Origin of the sequence: Amycolatopsis sp. VS8301801F10, from assembly GCF_046195355.1 — a bacterium.
Lineage (GTDB): Bacteria > Actinomycetota > Actinomycetes > Mycobacteriales > Pseudonocardiaceae > Amycolatopsis.
In genome coordinates this window covers 5,323,245-5,341,740 of sequence record NZ_CP176065.1, presented here as the reverse complement: position 1 = coordinate 5,341,740, position 18,496 = coordinate 5,323,245, and the positions used below count along the sequence as shown (strand labels likewise).

Below are 18,496 nucleotides of genomic sequence, written 5' to 3'. Positions count from 1 at the left end.
CGTCTCGTGTCCCTCCGCCAGCTCAGGAAACACCCGGCACCTGAGATTTTCCTTGCCGTGGTCCGTGCGGAACCTGTGTACCCGGACGGCGGCGCGGAAAAGCCCCGCCCGGCTCGGGAAAACAGCCGGACGGGGCCCGCGGAGACCGCGCCTTCTCCGCGCCGCCGGGGGGGTTCCGGCGGCGCGGGTGGTCAGCTCACGTGCACGTAGTCGACCACCAGCTGTTGCGGGAACTGCGTGCTGCCGTCCGGGTCGCCCGGCCAGTCGCCGCCCACCGCGAGGTTGAGGATCAGGAAGAACGGGTGGTCGTACACCCATTTCCTGCCGTTGAGGTCCGCCGGGGTGCGGGTCTGGTAGGCCTGCCCGTCGACGAGCCAGACGATCTTCTCCGGCGACCAGTCGACGGCGTAGGTGTGGAAATCGCCGGAGAAATCGGGGCCGGTGAACGGCGCGCCGATGCCGCCCGCGCCCGAGTAGCCGGGGCCGTGGATGGTGCCGTGCACGGTGTTCGGCTCCTTGCCGATGTTCTCCATGACGTCGATTTCGCCGTCGTCCGGCCAGTGCCCGCCGCCGAGCATCCAGAACGCCGGCCACATCCCTTGCCCGCGCGGCAGTTTCATCCGCACTTCCACGTGTCCGTACGCCTGGCTGAACTTGCCGGAGGTGTTCAGCCTCGCCGAGGTGTACTCGCACGCGCCGTACCAGCAGGTGTTGCCGGAGTTCTCTTTCTTCGCGGTGATCACGAGATGGCCCTGGCCGTCGAGCGCGCCGTTCGCCGCGCCGGAGGTGTACCACTGCCGTTCGTGATTGTTGCCGTTGTTGTCGCCGGTTTCGTAGGTCCACTTGCTCCCGTCGGCGGGAGAACCGGCCGGGCCGTCGAAGTCGTCGGAGAATCCGGCGGCCGGCGCGGCGGCGGGGGCGGGGGCGGCGTTCGCGGCGGGCGGCAGCGCGACCGCGCCGGCGAGCGCGAGCGCCGCGGGAAGCGCGAGCAGCCGCCGCCGGGAGGAGGTGCGGGTGGACGTCATTGTCATCCCTCAATCACTCGAGGGGCGGCCTGGCGGCGCCACCCCGGGTTTGTTGTGGATGGCAACAAAGTATGCCGACCAGTGCCTTCACCGGCAAGACGGCGCGTGGGTCATTTTCCGACCAGCGCTCAATGAGGGTGCTGACGAAGGGAATTCCGGGCAATGCCGGGTGGCCGGACGGGCAAGCGGTCCGGTCACCGGGCCTGCTGACGTCCGCGAGGGAACCCCGTGCGGACTCTGAGTCCCTCAGGGTTCCCTCACGACCCGCCGCGGGTCACGCCTCGGGATCGGCGGCAGGGCGGTCCTCCAGCAACCACAGCACCCCGCTCGGCGGGAGCTGCAGCACCGCCGACGCGGGCTGCCCGTGCCACGGCTCCTCGGTCGCCTCCACCGCGCCCAGGTTGCCGACCCCCGAACCGCCGAAGGCTTCCGCGTCCGTGTTCAGCACCTCGGTCCAGCGTCCGGCGGACGGGAGGCCGACGCGGTAGTCGTGGTGCGGGATTCCGGCGAAGTTCGCGATGCAGGCCAGCCGCGAGCCGTCCGCGCCCAGGCGCAGGAAGCTCAGCACGTTCCCGGCCGAGTCGTTCGCGTCGATCCAGCGGAAGCCTTCCGGCCGGACGTCGCCGCTGAACAGCGCGGCGGTGTCCCGGTAGATCGCGTTCAGCTGCCGGACCAGGTCGCGCACGCCGCGGTGCAGCGGGGTGTCCAGCAGGTGCCAGTCCAGCGACCGCGACTCCGACCATTCGCGCGGCTGGCCGAATTCGCCGCCCATGAACAGCAGCTGCTTGCCCGGATGCGCCCACATGAACGCCAGCAGCGCACGCAGCCCGGCGGCCTTGTTCCAGTCGTCGCCGGGCATCCGTTCCCACAGCGAACCCTTGCCGTGCACCACTTCGTCGTGCGAGAGCGGCAGGACGAAGTTCTCGCTCCACGCGTACACGAGCGAGAAGGTCATCTCGTTGTGGTGGTACGCCCGGTGGATCGGCTCGTGCTGCAGGTAGCGGAGCGTGTCGTGCATCCAGCCCATGTTCCACTTGAAGCCGAAGCCCAGGCCGCCCAGATGCGTCGGGCGGGTGACGCCGGGCCACGCGGTGGACTCCTCGGCGACCATCACGACGCCCGGGTGTCGCTTGTAGACAGTCGCGTTCAGCTCCTGCAGAAACCGTACCGCGTCGAGGTTTTCCCGGCCGCCGTACTCGTTCGGCAGCCACTCCCCGTCCTTGCGCGAGTAGTCGAGGTACAGCATCGAGGCGACCGCGTCCACGCGCAGGCCGTCGAGATGGAACTCCTCGAGCCAGAACAGCGCGTTCGCGACGAGGAAGTTGCGCACCTCGTTGCGGCCGAAGTTGAACACGAGCGTGCCCCAGTCCGGCTGCTCGCCGCGGCGCGGGTCCTCGTGCTCGTACAGCGGGCTGCCGTCGAACCGCGCCAGGGCCCAGATGTCGCGCGGGAAGTGCGCGGGGACCCAGTCCACGAGCACGCCGATGCCGCGCTGGTGCAGATGGTCGACCAGGTACCGGAAATCGTCCGGCGACCCGAACCGCGACGTCGGGGCGTAGTACGACGTGACCTGGTAGCCCCACGACCCGCCGAACGGATGCTCGGCCACGGGCAGGAACTCCACGTGCGTGAAGCCGGTTTCCTCGACGTAGTCGGCCAATTGGTCGGCCAGCTCGCGGTAGCCGAGCCCGGGCCGCCACGAGCCGAGGTGCACCTCGTACACGCTCATCGGCGCGTCCGCCCAGTCGGTCGCCTCGCGCCGGGCGACCCACTCGCCGTCGCCCCAGGCATACGACGATTCGGTCACCTTCGACGCGGTCGCCGGCGGCACCTCGGTGGCGAACGCCATCGGGTCGGCCTTCTCGTGCCAGTGCCCGTCCGCGCCGAGGATGCGGAATTTGTAGCAGCTGCCGGCGGAAACGCCGGGCACGAACAGCTCCCAGACGCCGGACGACCCGAGCGAGCGCATCGGGTGGCCGCGGCCTTCCCACCCGTTGAAGTCGCCGATCACCCGCACGCCGCGCGCGGTCGGCGCCCACACCGCGAACGACACGCCTTCGACGACGCCGTTCGGGGTGTCGTACCGGCGCACGTGCGCGCCGAGCACGTCCCACAGCCGCTCGTGCCGTCCTTCGCCGATGAGGTGCTGGTCCAGCTCCCCCACCGTCGGCAGCCAGCGGTACGGGTCGTCGGTGACGACGGTGCGGTCGTCGTAGCCGACTTCGATCCGGTAGTCGCCGGGGTGTTCCGGCAGCGTCGCGGCGAACAGCGCGTCCGCCACGCGTTCCAGCGGGACGCGGCGCTCGCCGGCGACGACCGACACCGACGTCGCGCCGGGGCGCAGGGCGCGCACGACGATGTCGCCGCCGTCGGTGTGCACGCCGAGCACCGCGTGCGGGTCGTGGTGCTCGCCGGCCAGCAGCCGGTCGATGTCGCGCGGAGACGGCGCCGCCGAGGGCAGATCCGCGGGCACAGCGTTCACGGGGTCACTCGCTTCCGTCGGTGCTGCGGGCGATCGCCGCCAGCGGCACGCTCAGCCAGTCCGGCCGGTTCGCGTGCTCGTAGGCGACCTCGTACACCGCTTTGTCCAGTTCGAAGGCGCGGAGCAGGTCCGCGTGGTCCTGCGGGTCGCCGACCGGGCCGCCGGCGCGCGCGTACCCGGCGCAGAACGCGGCGCGGTTGCGCCGGGCCCATTCCATCGCGTGCCGGGTCACGTCCGCGTTCTCGGGCTGCCCGACGAGCCGCTGGTGCGCCGCGTAGTCGAACGACCGGAGCATGCCCGCGACGTCGCGCAGCGGCGAGCGCAGCGCGTGCCGTTCCGCGACCGGGGCGGCCGGTTCGCCCTCGAAGTCCAGCAGCAGCCATCCGTTGACGGTACGCAGCACCTGGCCCAAGTGCAGATCTCCGTGGATGTACTGCAGCGAGATCGACGACGCGTGCGCGCGCACGCCTTCGAACGCTTCGCGCAGCGCGGGCGCGTACACGGCCAGCTCCGGGACCGCTTCGGACACCTGGTCGAGGCGTTCGGTCATCGCGCGCACCGTGCGGTCCAGCTCGTCGCTGTCGGCGGGCTCGGCGCCCAGCGCGGTCGCGAGGTCCGCGTGCACCTCGGCCACCGCGGCGCCGAGCCGTTCGGCCTCGCCGGCGAAGTCGCCGCCCGCCTCGGCCGCGCGCCGGTCCGGATCGGCCAGCAGGTCCCGCACGCTCGTGGTCGCCATCGCCCAGCCGTCGACCGCGTCTGGCAGGAACTCCTGCAGCATCCCCATCGTCGCGGGCTCGTCGTGCAGTTCGCCGGAGATCGAGCCGACCACGCGCGCCACGTGCTTGCACCCGGCTTCCTGCAGCGCGCGGTGCAGCAGCAGGTCCTTGTTCAGGCCCGGGCTGAGCTTGCGGAACAGCTTGAGGATGTACTGCCCGCCGTAGACCAGCGAGGTGTTGCTCTGCTCCGAGGTGATCGGCCGCGAGCGCAGCCCGGGCTCCAGCGTCGCGTCCGGCTCCGCGGCGAAGTGCAGCGTCCCCACGGTCTGGCCGGCCGCCATCCGGTCCAGCAGCCCGGCGGTGAGGTCCGCGTCGCCGCTCGCCTCGTAGAACCTCTCGCCGATCAGCGCGGACGACGCCACCTCCGGGATCCCGGAGCGGCGGCCGACCAGCAGCTGGTACGGCTCGGTGCGGTCGCCCTGCACCACGTCGACGACCGCGTGCACCAGCAGCGGATCCGGGCCGGCCAGCACGGTGAGGCCGGCCGGGCGCACCTCGTCGACCGGCCGGTCCTTGCCCGCGAACCAGCGCTGCGCGGGCAGCCAGCCCGGCAGCAGGGCGGCCAGCGCCCCGGCCAGTCCGGACGGTTCGGGCAGGTGCGGCGGGGGACCGTGGTGCGACAGCGGACTCACCTCATTCTTCCGGCTCGAGCAGCTGGAACCAGTAGAACCCGTGGCCGGGCAGCGTGAGCAGGTACGGCAGCTCGCCGATGTCCGGGAAGCGCACCCCTCCGGTCAGCTCGACCGGCGTCGCGCCCTGGTGCGCGGACAGGTCCAGTTCCACCGGCTGCGGGAAACGGGACAGGTTGTTGACGCACAGCACGACGTCCTCGCGGCCGTCCGGGCGCAGCCACCGGCGCTGGTAGGCCAGCACGCTCGGGTTCGAGCCGCCGAGGTCGGTGAAATCGCCCTGCCCGAACGCGTGGTGCTGCTTGCGCACCTCGATCATCCGGCGCGTCCAGTTCAGCAGCGACGCCGCGTTGTCGGCCTGCGCCTCGACGTTCAGCGCCTGGTGCCCGTAGACCGGGTCCATGATCACCGGCAGGTAGATCCGGCCGGGGTCGCAGGTGGAGAACCCGGCGTTGCGGTCCGGGGTCCACTGCATCGGCGTGCGGACGGCGTCGCGGTCGCCGAGCCAGATGTTGTCGCCCATGCCGATCTCGTCGCCGTAGTACAGCACCGGGGACCCGGGCAGCGACAGCAGCAGCGCGGTGAACAGCTCCTGCTGGTTGCGGTCGTTGTCCAGCAGCGGGGCCAGCCGGCGGCGGATGCCGATGTTGGCCTTCATCCGCGGGTCCTTGGCGTATTCGGAGTACATGTAGTCGCGCTCTTCGTCGCTGACCATCTCGAGCGTCAGCTCGTCGTGGTTGCGCAGGAAGATGCCCCACTGCGTGCCGGACGGGATCTGCGGCGTCTGCAGCAGGATCTCCGAGATCGGGAACCGCGACTCCCGGCGCACCGCCATGAAGATCCGCGGCATCAGCGGGAAGTGGAAGGCCATGTGGCATTCGTCGCCGCCGGACTCCGCGTCGCCGAAGTACTCGACCACGTCGGTCGGCCACTGGTTCGCCTCGGCCAGCAGGATCCGGCCGGGGTACTCGTCGTCGACGACTTTCCGGCAGCGCTTGAGGAAATCGTGCGTGCGCGGCAGGTTCTCGCAGTTGGTGCCCTCCTGCTCGAACAGGTAGGGCACGGCGTCGAGGCGGAACCCGTCGATGCCGATGTCGAGCCAGAACCGCAGCACGTCGATCATCGCCTCCTGCACGGCCGGGTTCTCGTAGTTGAGGTCCGGCTGGTGGGAGAAGAACCGGTGCCAGTAGAACTGGCCGCGCACCGGGTCGTAGGTCCAGTTCGACGTTTCGGTGTCGACGAAGATGATCCGCGCGTCGGCGTAGCGGGAGTCGTCGTCGCTCCACACGTAGAAGTCGCCGTACGGGCCGTCCGGGTCCGAGCGCGACTGCTGGAACCACGGATGCGCGTCGGAGGTGTGGTTGAGCACCAGGTCGGTGATCACCCGGATGCCGCGCCGGTGCGCCTCGTCGAGCAGGTACACGAAATCGTCGACGCTGCCGAATTCCGGGAGCACGGCCCGGAAATCGCTGATGTCGTAACCGCCGTCGCGCAGCGGCGAGGCGTAGAACGGCGGCAGCCACAGGCAGTCCACGCCGAGCCATTCGAGGTAGTCGAGCTTGCTCGCCAGGCCGCGCAGGTCGCCGGTGCCGTCGCCGTTCGAATCGGCGAACGCGCGCACCAGCACCTCGTAGAACACCGCGCTCTTGAACCATTCCGGGTCCTTCGGCGCCGCGTGCGCGTGCGCGAAGTCCTCCGCCTGGGGTTCGACCAGCAGGCCGTCCGCCGTCACCGCCTCCCCGGTGTGCGGCACGTCCGCCAGTCCCGCCGCGGCGCCGGGCCGGCTCTCCTCGTCCATCCGTTCCCGCCTTGTCGTGAGTCGCGTGTGCTGAACTGTGGTTAACCCGATCGGGCACGGGATAACCACTCGGGTCGAAGCCGCCGCGGCGTCAGGCCGCGAGCCTGCGGCGCAGCGCCACGATGTGCGCCACCGCCCGCCACGGTTCGAGCCGGACGAAGTTCGCCTGGCCCCAGTCCCACGTCTCGCCGGTGACCTCGTCGTGCGCGATGAGCCGCTCGGGCCAGTCGAAGCCGAGCGCGGGCAGGTCGAGCCAGAGCGTGCCCTCCTGCCCGTTGTGCGGGTCGAGGTTCACCACCGCGACGACCGTGTCGCCGGTCGCCGGGTCCTGTTTGGAGTAGGCGAGCAGCGCGTCGTTGTCGATGTGGTGGAAGCGCAGCGACCGCATGCCCTGCAGCGCCGGATGCGCGCGGCGGATGGCATTGAGCCGGGTGAGCCACGGTTCGAGCGAACGGCCCTCGGCGAGCGCGCGGGCGAAATCGCGCGGGCGCAGCTGGTATTTCTCCGAGTCGAGGTACTCCTCGCTGCCCGGCCGCACCGCCTCGGATTCGAACAGCTCGTAGCCGGAGTACACGCCCCAGGTCGGCGACATCGTCGCGGCGAGCGCGGCGCGCAGCGCGAACATGCCCGGACCGCCGTGCTGCAGCGATTCGTGCAGGATGTCCGGAGTGTTGACGAAGAGGTTGGGGCGGCCGTGGTCCCAGTGCTCGACGAGGTCCGTGCCGAACTCGGTCAGCTCTTCTTTCGTGGTGCGCCAGGTGAAATACGTGTAGCTCTGGGTGAAGCCGAGCTTCGCCAGCCCCCACAGCCGGGCCGGACGGGTGAACGCCTCGGCGAGGAACAGCACGTCCGGATGCGCGTCCTTCACCGACTGGATGAGCCACGCCCAGAAGTCCGGCGGCTTGGTGTGCGGGTTGTCGACCCGGAAGATCCGCACCCCGTGCGACACCCAGTGCAGCACGACGCGCAGCACCTCGTCGTAGATGCCGCGCGGGTCGTTGTCGAAGTTGACCGGGTAGATGTCCTGGTACTTCTTCGGCGGGTTCTCCGCGTAGGCGATCGTGCCGTCCGGTCGGGTGGTGAAGAACTCCGGGTACTTGACCACCCACGGATGGTCCGGCGCGGCCTGCAGCGCGAGGTCGAGCGCGACCTCGAGGCCGAGTTCCCCCGCGCGCGCCACGAACGAGTCGAAATCCTCGATCGTGCCCAGCTCCGGGTGGACGGCGTCGTGCCCGCCCTCGTCCGCGCCGATCGCCCACGGCGAGCCGACGTCGTCCGGCGTCGCGTGCAGAGTGTTGTTGGGGCCCTTGCGGTTCACCCGGCCGATGGGGTGGATCGGCGGCAGGTAGACGACGTCGAAACCCATGCCCGCGACGCGGTCCAGCTCGCGTTCGGCGGTGGCGAAGGTGCCGTGCACCGGGCGGCCCTGCGCGTCGACGCCTCCGGTGGACCGGGGGAAGAATTCGTACCAGGAACCGAAAGCGGCGCGTTTGCGGTCGACCCACAGCTTCAGCACGCGGCCCTTGGTGATCAGCTCGCGCACCGGGAAGTCGTGCATGAGCTGGCGGACCTCGGGCGAGAGCGCCGGGCCGACGCGCTCGGCGAGATCGCGTTCGTCGTCGCGCAGCGCGGCCGCGGCCCCGGCGAGCAGCGGACGCTCGGCCCGGCGCTCCGGGCGGCGCGACACGCGGTCGAGCAGCCGCGCGCCGGTCTCCAGGTCGTTCGCCAGCTCCCCCGGCCCCTGCCCGGCGGCGATCTTCACCTCGACCGCGTGCTCCCAGGTGGCCCACGGATCGCTCCACGCGTCCACCCGATAGGTCCACATGCCCTCGGCGTCGGGGACGATCACCGCGGCGAACCGGTCGAGCCCGCGGCCCTGCTCGGCCATCCGCGTCTGGCGCGCGGCCCGGTCGCCGGGGCCGCGCCAGGCGACCGTCGCGGCGATCGCGTCGTGACCCTCCCGCCAGACCGTGGCGGTGACGGGGAAATGTTCGCCTGCAACGGCTTTGGCCGGATACCGGCCGCAGCTGACCATGGGTGCGACGTCGTCGATCCCGAGCCTGCCGGTCATGGCGATGCCCCTTTTTCACGGTGGGTGGGAAGGTGGTCGGAGTGCGTTCGCGCGAGCACGGCCAGTGTGCCTGATTCCTCCAAAGCCGTTGACAGCGGGGCCTTTTTCTGCAATTCCCGCCACCCGGTCGGGCGAAACGCGCCCATTCGGCGGAACTGTCCGTCGGATTCCCGTCTCCCGCCCGCAACACGCGCGCCGAACAGAGTTAACAATCGGCGGCGCGTTCCGGTGATTACCCGGGAGTATCAGCGGGTATCCCCGGCCGGAATGCCCGCTGCCGTTTCTTACGGCTGCGGGATCTCCACCGTGTCCCGCGGCGCGCGCAGCAGCAGCAGCGACCGCGCCTCGACCGTGATCCGCGACTTCGGCTCGAGCACGCCGGGACGGGCCGGGGTGCCGTCGGCGGTGCTGGTGTCCAAAGTGGGCTTGAAGGTCTCGCCGTACTCCGGGCCGGGCAGCACGATCTCCGCCGGCTCCGCGCCCGCGTGCAGCACCAGCAGCCACGAATGGTCGGTGACGAGCGCGCCCTCGCGGTTGCGCGCCTGGCTGTTCGACCCGTCGATCCACATGCAGAGCGTGCGGCGGTCCTCGTCGAACCAGTCGATCTCGTCGAACTCCTCGCCGTCCGGGCGGAACCAGACGAGGTCGGGCTTGCCGGTGACCGTCGTGCGGCCCTCGAAGAACTCCGGCTGCCGCAGCGCCGGGCTGTGCGCGCGCAGCCGGACCACGCGGCGAGCGAAGTCGAGCATCGGCTCGGACAGCTCGGTCGGGGTCCAGTCGATCCACGACGTTTCGTCGTCGAGGCAGTAGGCGTTGTTGTTGCCGTACTGCGTCCGCCACATCTCGTCGCCCGCGGTGAACATCGGCGTGCCGGTGGACAGCAGCAGCGTCGCGAACAGGTTGCGCGCCTGGCGGGTGCGCAGCGCGACGATCGCCGCGTCGTCGGTCTCGCCCTCCGCGCCGTGGTTCCACGACCGGTTGTCGTTGGTGCCGTCGCGGTTGTCCTCGCCGTTGGCCTCGTTGTGCTTTTCGTTGTAGGACACCAGGTCCCGCAGCGTGAAGCCGTCGTGCGCGGTGACGAAGTTGATCGACTGCCACGGCCGGCGCAGGTTGTGGTCGTACAGGTCCGAGGAGCCGGACAGCCGGTACGCGAGATCGCGCACGCCGGTCGCGCCGCGCCAGAAATCGCGGACGGTGTCGCGGTAGCGGCCGTTCCACTCGGCCCACTGCGCGCCGAAGTCGCCGACGCGGTAGCCCTCGCCGGTCGCGTCCCACGGTTCGGCGATCAGCTTGCAGCGCGACAGCACCGGGTCGGTGGTGATCGCGGTGAGCATCGTCGACTCGCGGTCGAACATCTCCCCGCGCGGGCGGCCGAGCGTGCTCGCCAGGTCGAAGCGGAACCCGTCGACGCCCATCTCCTGCGTCCAGTACCGCAGCGAATCGGTGACCAGCCGGACGACCGTCGGCGAACCGGCGTCGAGGGTGTTGCCGCAGCCGGTGAGGTCGGCCATGTGGCCGCGGCGGGTGTGCAGGTAGTACGCCGGGGCGTCGAGGCCGCGCAGCGAGAGCGTCGGGCCGTCCGGGCCGCCTTCGCAGGTGTGGTTGAAGACGACGTCGAGCAGCACCTCGATGCCGGCCGCGTGCAGGGCGGCGACCATCGTGCGGAATTCCTCGACCTCGCGGCCCGGTTCGCTGGCGTACCCGGCGTGCGGCGCGAAGTAGCCCAGCGGCGAGTAGCCCCAGTAGTTGTGCCGTCCGGAGCGGATCAGCGCGGGCTCGTCGGCGAACGCGTGCACCGGCAGCAGTTCGACGGTCGTCACGCCGAGCCGGGTCAGGTGCTCGATGGCGACCGGATGCGCGAGGCCGAGGTAGGTGCCGCGCAGCGCCTCCGGGATGAACGGATGCTGCTGGGTGTACCCCTTCACGTGCAGTTCGCAGATCACCGACTCCTCGAACGGCACCTCGGGCTTGACCCCGGTGTCCTGCCCGCCCGGCGAGGTGACGACCGACAGCGGCACCGCGCCCAGCGAGTCCACTGTGGACATCGGGCCGCGCTCGGGGTCGCCGGTGAAGCCCTGCGCGGCGTGCAGGCTGGCGAGCTTCCCGTCGATCCGGCGCGCGTACGGGTCGACGAGCAGCTTGGCCGGATTGCAGCGGTAGCCGTGCGCCGGGTCGTACGGACCGTGCACGCGGTAGCCGTAGCGCTGACCGACCGTGACGCCCGGGACGAGGCCGTGCCAGACGCCGAAGGTGCGCTCGGTCAGTTCGATCCGGCGCTCGGAGCCGTCGTCGCCGATGAGGCACACCTCGACCGCGTCGGCGACCGCGGAGGTCACCGCGAACCGGACGCCGCCCGCCTCCGGGTGGGCGCCGAGCGGAAAGGGACGTCCGGCGAGGACCTGGTTGTCGGATGCGGGTCGTTGTGCCATGCGCCGATCTTTTCAAACCCGAAGCGGCGGCGGGCTCCGGCGCTTGGCTGAACTTGCCCGAAGCAGGGGTGATGACCAGGGCCGATGACCGCGCCGGTAGGGGTCGCGGCCGGGCGTGCCGGTTCCCGGCAGGTTTTGCCGGTTTTTGTCGGTGCGGCCGGGCATGCTGGGCCCCATGCGCGCGAGCCGGCTCGTTTCCCTCCTAATGCTGCTGCAGGCCCGCCAGCCGCGGACCGCCGACGAGCTGGCGGCCGAGCTGGAGGTCTCGCCGCGCACCGTCTACCGCGACATCGAGGCGTTGAGCGCCGCCGGGATCCCGGTGTACGGCGAATCCGGGCACGACGGCGGATACCGGCTGGTCGACGGGTACCGCACCCAGCTGACCGGCCTGACCAGGCAAGAGGCCGAGGCGCTCTTCCTCGCCGGCCTGCCCGCCGCGGCTTCCGGCCTCGGTCTCGGTCCGGTCGCGGCGAACACCGCGCGCAAGCTGCTGGCCGCGCTGCCCGCCGAACTGCGCACCCACGCGGACCGGGTGCGCGAGCGGTTCCATCTGGACGCGGCGTCCTGGTACCACGGCCCGGAGGCCACACCGCAGCTGCCGACGGTCTCGGACGCGGTGTGGCAGCAGCGGCGGGTCCGGATCCGGTATCAGCGGTGGGCCGCGCCCCACGAAGCGAGCCGGACCGTCGAGCCGCACGGGGTGGTGCTGAAGGCCGGGCAGTGGTATCTGGTCGCCCGGCGCTCCGGGGAGTTCCGGACTTACCGGGTGGCGCGGATCGTCGAGGCGGTGCTGCTGGACGAGCCCTTCGAGCGGGCCGAGTCGTTCGAGCTGGGCCGGTACTGGTCGGATTACCTGGAGGATTTCGACGCCCGGCGGCACCGGGGCGAGGCGGTGCTGCGGCTGTCGCCGGAGGGGGTTCGACTTTTGCCTCAGCTCGCTGAACCAGCGATTGCTCGCGCGGCTGCGAGCGGGGTGGTCGAGGCGGACGGCTGGACCCGAGTGGTCGTGCCGATCGAGCAGCCCGAGCAGGCCGTGCACGATCTCTTGCGGCTCGGTCCGCTGGCGGAAGTGGTTGCGCCGCAAGAGCTTCGGGACCGGCTGGCCGAGGCGTTGACGTCGATGCTCCGCCGGTATGCCGAGGTCAGCGGGTAGCGAGCAAGACGAACGACTCCGCGGGCAACACCGTCACGGCGCCCACCTCGGGGCCGCCCCACGAAGCCAGCACCTCCCCCGTCACCGGAAGCTCGACCGGCTCCGGCCCGAAGTTGCACGCCAGCCGCAGCGTGCCCCGGTGCAGCACCAGCCACGCGTCGTCCGGCGCGGTTTCCACCGCGACCCGGTCCAGCCGCGGGTCGGTCAGTTCCGGGCGGGAGCGGCGGAGGCGGATCAGCGTCCGGTAGAGGTCCAGCATCTCCCGGTGCCCCGATTCGCCCGGTTCGCTCCAGTCCAGCCGCGAGCGGGCGACGGTCGCCGGGTCCATCGGGTCCGGGACGTCCGATTCTCCCCAGCCGTGCCGGGCGAACTCGCGGCGGCGGCCGGTGCGGACCGCTTCGGCGAGTTCCGGGTCCGGGAACGACGCGAAGAACTGCCACGGCGTCTTCGCGGCCCACTCCTCGCCCATGAACAGCATCGGCGTGAACGGAGAGCAGAACACCACCGCCGCGCCGCAGGCCAGCAGGCCGGGCGAGACGGTCGCGGACAGCCGGTCGCCGGTCGCGCGGTTGCCGATCTGGTCGTGGTCCTGCAGGTAGGCCAGGAACCGGTGGCCCGGAGCCGCCCGCCGGTCCAGCGGGCGGCCGTGCACCCGCGAGCGGAACGACGACCAGGTCCCGGCGTGGAAGAACGCCTCCCGCAGGGTCTTGGCCAGCGCGCCGGGTGCGGCGAAATCGGTGTAGTAGCCGGTGGTTTCGCCGGTGAGCCGGACGTGCAGCGCGTGGTGCAGGTCGTCGGACCACTGCGCGTGCAGGCCGTAGCCGCCGCCGTCCCGGGCGGTGACGAGCTTCGGGTCGTTCTGGTCGGACTCGGCGATCAGCGTCAGCGGGCGGTTCAGGGCCGCCGACAGCGCGTCGACCTCGGCGGAGAGTTCCTCCAGCAGGTGCACGGCGCGCTTGTCGACCAGCGCGTGCACGGCGTCCAGGCGCAGGCCGTCGAAGTGGAAGTCGCGCAGCCAGCCCAGCGCGTTGTCGATGACGTAGCGGCGGACCTCGTCGGAACCCTCGCCGTCGAGGTTCAGCCCGGCGCCCCAGTCGGTCCGGCCGGCGAAGTACGGGCCGAACCGGTCGAGGTAGGCGCCGGACGGGCCGAGGTGGTTGTAGACGACGTCCAGCACGACCGCGAGCCCGCGCGCGTGACACGCGTCGACCAGGCGTTTCAGCCCGTCGGGACCGCCGTACGGTTCGTGCGCCGCGCCCCACAGGACGCCGTCGTAGCCCCAGCCCGCGGTGCCGTCGAAGGAGTTCACCGGCAGCAGTTCGACGTGCGTGACGCCGAGGTCGACGAGGTGCCCGAGCCGGTCGACGACCGCGTCGAACGTGCCTTCCTCGGTGAAGGTGCCGACGTGCAGTTCGTAGACCACGCCGCCGGCCAGCTGCCGTCCGGTCCACGACTGGTCGGTCCACGCGAAGGCGGAATGGTCGTAGACCCGGGACGCTTCGTGCACGCCGTTCGGCTGGCGCAGCGAGCGCGGGTCCGGCAGCGGGCGCTCGTCGTCGCCGAGCAGGAAGGCGTAGTCGGCGCCGGTGACGTCGGCCTGCCACCACCCGCCCTCGGCGGCGGTCATCTCGTGGTCGGCGCCGTCCACGCGGACGCGGACCCGCTCCGCCGAAGGAGCCCATACGCGGAACATCAGGAGTCCTCCCGCACCAGCAGCGCGACCGGGTACTGGTCGAACAACGCGGACGCCGGCGGGGTGTCGCCCACTCCGCGGCCGGTCAGCACGTCGGTCCACTCCCCGGCGCGCAGCGGCAGAACGGTGTCGCGCCAGCCGCCCGCCCGCTCCAGCCCCAGCGGCAGCCGCGTCACCGCCACGGTCAGGCCGGTGCCGCGTTCGAAGGCCAGAAGATGGTCCGCCGCAACGCCTTCCGCCTGCAGCGGCCGGTATCCGGTGAAGAGTTCCGGACGGTCTCGGCGCAGGGTCAGCGCGTGGTGCACCACGAGGAGTTTCGCCGCGCCCGTCTCGTCGATCGCGGGGCGCTCCCCCGCCTGGACGCGTTCGAGCAGCGAGCGCCGGAGGGCGTAGTCGACCTCGCGGCGGTTGTCCGGGTCGACCAGCGAGTAGTCCCACAGCTCGGTGCCCTGGTAGACGTCCGGCACGCCGGGCCCGGCCAGCTGCAGCAGCTTCTGCCCCAGCGAATTCGCCCAGCCCGCGCCGCGCACCCGATTGACGAACGCCTCGACATCGGCCGCCAGCTCCGCGTCGCCCAGCACTTCGGACGGCCACGCGGCGACGGCGCGCTCGAACTCCTCGTCGTGGTCTGTCCACGTGGTGCGGAGTTTCGCTTCCTTCGCGGCCTTGTCGAGGTAGTCGCGCAGGCGCTCCGGCGAGATCGGCCACGCGCCCACGAGCGTCTGCCACGCCAGGAGATTCAGCGCGGGTTCGTCGATCCCGCGCGCGGCCGTCCAGCGGCGGAACGCGACGGCGAACTCGTCCGCGACCTCCGACAGCGCGGCCATCCGCGCCCGAGTGTCCTCGGACCGCTTCGTGTCGTGGGTGGTCAGCGTGGTCATCGTGGCCGGAGCCGCGGCCGCCCGGCCCGCCGCCAGCGTGTGGAATTCCGCCGGGCTCAGCCCGAACCGGTCCGGGTTGCCGCCGACCTCGTTCAGCGCGGCGAACCGGGTGAACCGGTAGAACGTCGTGTCCTCGGTGCCCTTCGCGACGACCATCCCGGACGTCTGCTGGATCCGCGTGGCCAGCTCGCCGTCCGGCGCGCCGCGCACCTGGCTGTCCAGCGCGTCGAGCGCCGGAGCCAGTTCCGGCCGCCGCTCGCGCGCCCGGGCGACGGCGGTCGCCCAGTGCTCGGAACCCTCGGGGAGGTACGAGCGGTAGACCGGGAACGCGATCATCACCTCGGCCACCGCCGCGCGAGCCGCGTCGGCGTCGACGCCTTGCAGCAGCGCGGCGATCCGGTGCACCTCGGCGACCAGGATGCCGTCGGTCACCAAACGCCGCGCGCCTTCCTCGACCGCGTGGTAGTCGGTGCGCACGCCCTGTTCGGCGGCGAGCCGGGTGAACGCCGGCGCGGCCGCCGGGTCCACGAACACGCCAGTGATCTCGCGCAGCGCGTCGTAGCCGGTGGTCCCGTCGACCGGCCAGCTCTGCGGCAGCGCCTCTCCCGGGTGCAGGATCTTCTCCGCCACCAGCCACGCCCCGGGCGCGCCCTCGCGGAGCCGCCGGAAGTAGCCGCCGGGGTCGGCGAGCCCGTCCGGATGGTCCACGCGCAGGCCGGTGACGTCGCCGTCGGACACCCAGCGCAGCACCTCGCCGTGCGTTTCGGCGAACACCTCCGGCCGCTCCACGGCGACCGCGGCCAGGTTCGCGATGTCGAAGAACCGCCGGTAGTTCAGCTCCCGGTTGCCGCGCCGCCAGCCGGCCAGCTCGTAGTGCTGGCGCGCGTGCACCTCGGCCGGCGTGCCCTCGCCGGTGCCGGGCGCGATCGGGAACCGGTGGTCGTAGTAGACGAGTTCGTCCCCCTCGACAGCCAGCTCGTCATCGTCGTCGCCGAGGACCGGCAGCAGCAGCCGTCCGCGGCTCCAGTCGATGTCGAAGAACGGCGCGTACGGCGAGTCCTGGCCGTTCCGGAGAACGTCCCACCACCACGGGTTCGCCTTCGGGACCTCGACGGACATGTGGTTCGGCACGATGTCCACCACGAACCCGAGCCCGGCGTCCTTCAGCCGCGCCGCCAACGCTTTTCGCGCTTCTTCGCCGCCCAGTTCGCCCCGGGCGTGCCTCGGGTCGGTGACGTCGTAACCGTGCGTGGAGCCCGGGGTCGCGTCGAGCATCGGCGAGCCGTACAACGCGCCGACGCCCAGCTCGCGCAGGTACTCCACGATCGCGGCCGCGTCCGCGAAGCCGAACTCCGGCCGCAGCTGGACCCGATAGGTCGAGGACGGGGTGCTCATTCGCCCTCCTTGGCGGTGCGCTGGAGAACCACGAGCGAACGCGCGGCGAGGGTGAACTTGCCGCCGCCTTCGACCGGTTCGACGTCCGTGTCCCCCACCGTGCCGGTGTCGGTGTCGACCACGACTGTCCATTCGCGGCCGTAGCCGTTGCCCGGCAGGGTCGTCTCGATGTCCTCCCAGTGCGCGTTGAACGCGAGCAGGAACGAATCGTCCTCCACCGGCATCCCGCGCGGGTCGAGGTCCGGAATCCCTTCCCCGTTCAGGAAAATCACCACCGACTTGCCGAACGCGTCGTCCCAGTTCTGCTCGGTCATCTCCTCGCCGGACGGGGTGAACCAGGCGATGTCGCCCAGCTCCTCGCCCTTGCGCACCGGTTTGCCCTGGAAGAACCGGCGGCGGCGGAACACCGGATGCGCCTTGCGGAACGCGGTCAGCGCGGCGGTGAACTCGACCAGGTCGGAATTCTCCGTGGCGAGTTCCCAGTCCATCCAGGACAGTTCGGTGTCCTGGCAGTAGGCGTTGTTGTTGCCCTGCTGGGTGCGGCCGAGTTCGTCGCCGTGCAGCAGCATCGGCACGCCCTGGGACAGCAGCAGCGTGGCGAGCAGGTTCCGCCGCTGCTTCGCCCGCAGCGCGAGCACCTCTTTGTCGTCGGTCGGGCCCTCGACGCCGCAGTTCCACGACCGGTTGTCGTCCGCGCCGTCGCGGTTGTCCTCGCCGTTGGCCTCGTTGTGTTTTTCGTTGTAGGACACCAGATCGGTGAGTGTGAAGCCGTCGTGCGCGGTCACGAAGTTGATCGACGCGAACGGGCGGCGGCCGTCGTCCTGGTACAGGTCCGACGACCCGGTGATCCGCGACGCGAACTCGCCCAGAGTGGACGGTTCGCCGCGCCAGAAGTCCCGCACGGTGTCGCGGTACTGCCCGTTCCACTCGGTCCACAGCGGCGGGAAGTTGCCGACCTGGTACCCGCCCGGCCCGACGTCCCACGGCTCGGCGATCAGCTTCACCTGGCTCACGATCGGGTCCTGCTGCACGAGGTCGAAGAACGTCGACAGCCGGTCGACGTCGTAGAACTCGCGGGCCAGCGCCGAGGCGAGGTCGAACCGGAAGCCGTCCACGTGCATCTCGGTCACCCAGTACCGCAGCGAATCCATGATCAGCTGCAGCGTGTGCGGGCTGCGCACGTTGAGCGAGTTCCCGGTGCCGGTGTAGTCCATGTAGTACTGCGGATCGTCCTCGACCAGGCGGTAGTACGCCTCGTTGTCGATGCCGCGCATGGACAGCGTCGGGCCGAGGTGGTTGCCCTCCGCGGTGTGGTTGTAGACCACGTCGAGGATCACCTCGATGCCGGCCTCGTGCAGGGCGCGGACCATGCCCTTGAACTCCTGCACCTGCCCGCCCTGGCCCTGCATCGCGGCGTAGCCGTCGTGCGGCGCGAAGTACCCGATCGTGTTGTAGCCCCAGTAGTTGCGCAGGCCCTTCTCGTCGAGCGCGTGGTCGGTGACGAACTGGTGCACCGGCATCAGCTCCACCGTGGTCACGCCGAGCTTCTGCAGGTGCTCGACGATCGCCGGGTGCGCCAGCCCGGCGTACGTGCCGCGCAACCGCTCGGGGACGAACGGGTGCGTCATCGTCATGCCGCGCACGTGCGTCTCGTAAATGACGGTCTCGTGGTAGGGCACCCGCGGCGCGCGGTCGTTGGCCCAGTCGAAGAACGGGCTCACCACGAGCGAATACGGCACGTGCCCCGCCGAATCGTCCTCGTTGAGCTGGTCCGGGTCGTCGAAGCGGTAGCTGAACAGCGCCTCGGACCAGTCGACGCCGCGGGACAGCGCCTTGGCGTACGGGTCGATCAGCAGCTTGCTCGGGTTGCAGCGCTGGCCGCGGCTCGGGTCGTACGGCCCGTGCACGCGGAAGCCGTAGCGCTGGCCGGGGCCGACGCCGAGCAGGTAGCCGTGGTGGACGAAGCCGTCGACTTCTTCCAGCCGCGCGCGGGTTTCGTTGCCCTTCTCGTCGAACAGGCAGAGGTCGACGTGGTCGGCGACCTCGGAGAACAGCGCGAAGTTCGTCCCCACGCCGTCATAGGTGGCGCCGAGCGGGTAGGGCTTTCCGGGCCAGGGCCGCACAGGGCTTCTCCTTGGGCATCGGTTTTCGTTGTCCGGACGGG

9 protein-coding genes and 1 pseudogene are annotated in these 18,496 nt (G+C 71.0%); 1 reads left to right on the top strand and 9 read right to left on the bottom strand.

The window, feature by feature from the left end; translation table 11 throughout:
* Window positions 1-194: 194 nt before the first annotated feature.
* From F9C11_RS25210 to glgX (F9C11_RS25185), 6 genes and pseudogenes are all read right to left on the bottom strand, one after another.
* Window positions 195-1,025: pseudogene (locus F9C11_RS25210) on the bottom strand (family 16 glycosylhydrolase); the annotation flags it as partial.
* 274 nt (window positions 1,026-1,299) lie between these two features.
* On the bottom strand, window positions 1,300-3,507 hold the full coding sequence (gene glgB / locus F9C11_RS25205) for a 1,4-alpha-glucan branching protein GlgB (protein ID WP_409179822.1): 2,208 nt from the start codon (window positions 3,505-3,507) through the stop codon (window positions 1,300-1,302).
* A 4-nt stretch (window positions 3,508-3,511) separates the two neighbouring features.
* A complete protein-coding gene (locus F9C11_RS25200; protein WP_409179821.1) occupies window positions 3,512-4,915 on the bottom strand; it encodes a maltokinase N-terminal cap-like domain-containing protein in 1,404 nt (467 codons plus the stop codon).
* A 1-nt stretch (window position 4,916) separates the two neighbouring features.
* Window positions 4,917-6,710 (bottom strand): maltose alpha-D-glucosyltransferase, encoded by a 1,794-nt coding sequence (gene treS, locus F9C11_RS25195; protein ID WP_409179820.1) that lies wholly within the window; start codon window positions 6,708-6,710, stop codon window positions 4,917-4,919.
* A 91-nt stretch (window positions 6,711-6,801) separates the two neighbouring features.
* A complete protein-coding gene (locus F9C11_RS25190) occupies window positions 6,802-8,781 on the bottom strand; it encodes an alpha-1,4-glucan--maltose-1-phosphate maltosyltransferase (RefSeq protein WP_409179819.1) in 1,980 nt (659 codons plus the stop codon).
* Between the two features lie 284 nt (window positions 8,782-9,065).
* A complete protein-coding gene (gene glgX / locus F9C11_RS25185) occupies window positions 9,066-11,210 on the bottom strand; it encodes a glycogen debranching protein GlgX (RefSeq protein WP_409179818.1) in 2,145 nt (714 codons plus the stop codon).
* Between the two features lie 175 nt (window positions 11,211-11,385).
* Here glgX (F9C11_RS25185) and F9C11_RS25180 point away from each other — a divergent pair, with 175 nt between their 5' ends.
* The gene (locus F9C11_RS25180) at window positions 11,386-12,363 is read left to right on the top strand and encodes a helix-turn-helix transcriptional regulator (RefSeq protein WP_409179817.1); all 978 of its coding nucleotides are present in this window, start codon (window positions 11,386-11,388) and stop codon (window positions 12,361-12,363) included.
* Here F9C11_RS25180 and treZ read toward each other — a convergent pair.
* The 3 genes from treZ to glgX (F9C11_RS25165) are packed head-to-tail and all read right to left on the bottom strand — an operon-like array spanning window position 12,353 to window position 18,455.
* Complete coding sequence (gene treZ, locus F9C11_RS25175; protein WP_409186976.1) at window positions 12,353-14,059, bottom strand: malto-oligosyltrehalose trehalohydrolase; 1,707 nt, start codon at window positions 14,057-14,059, stop codon at window positions 12,353-12,355. The genes F9C11_RS25180 and treZ overlap by 11 nt on opposite strands.
* Window positions 14,056-16,332 carry a malto-oligosyltrehalose synthase gene (gene treY, locus F9C11_RS25170; protein ID WP_409179816.1) on the bottom strand — a complete coding sequence of 759 codons (2,277 nt, stop codon included), beginning with the start codon at window positions 16,330-16,332 and terminating at the stop codon, window positions 14,056-14,058. The genes treZ and treY overlap by 4 nt, the downstream gene beginning before the upstream one ends.
* Window positions 16,329-18,455, bottom strand: a complete 2,127-nt coding sequence (gene glgX / locus F9C11_RS25165) for a glycogen debranching protein GlgX (protein ID WP_409179815.1) — start codon at window positions 18,453-18,455, stop codon at window positions 16,329-16,331. The genes treY and glgX (F9C11_RS25165) overlap by 4 nt, the downstream gene beginning before the upstream one ends.
* Window positions 18,456-18,496 lie beyond the last annotated feature (41 nt).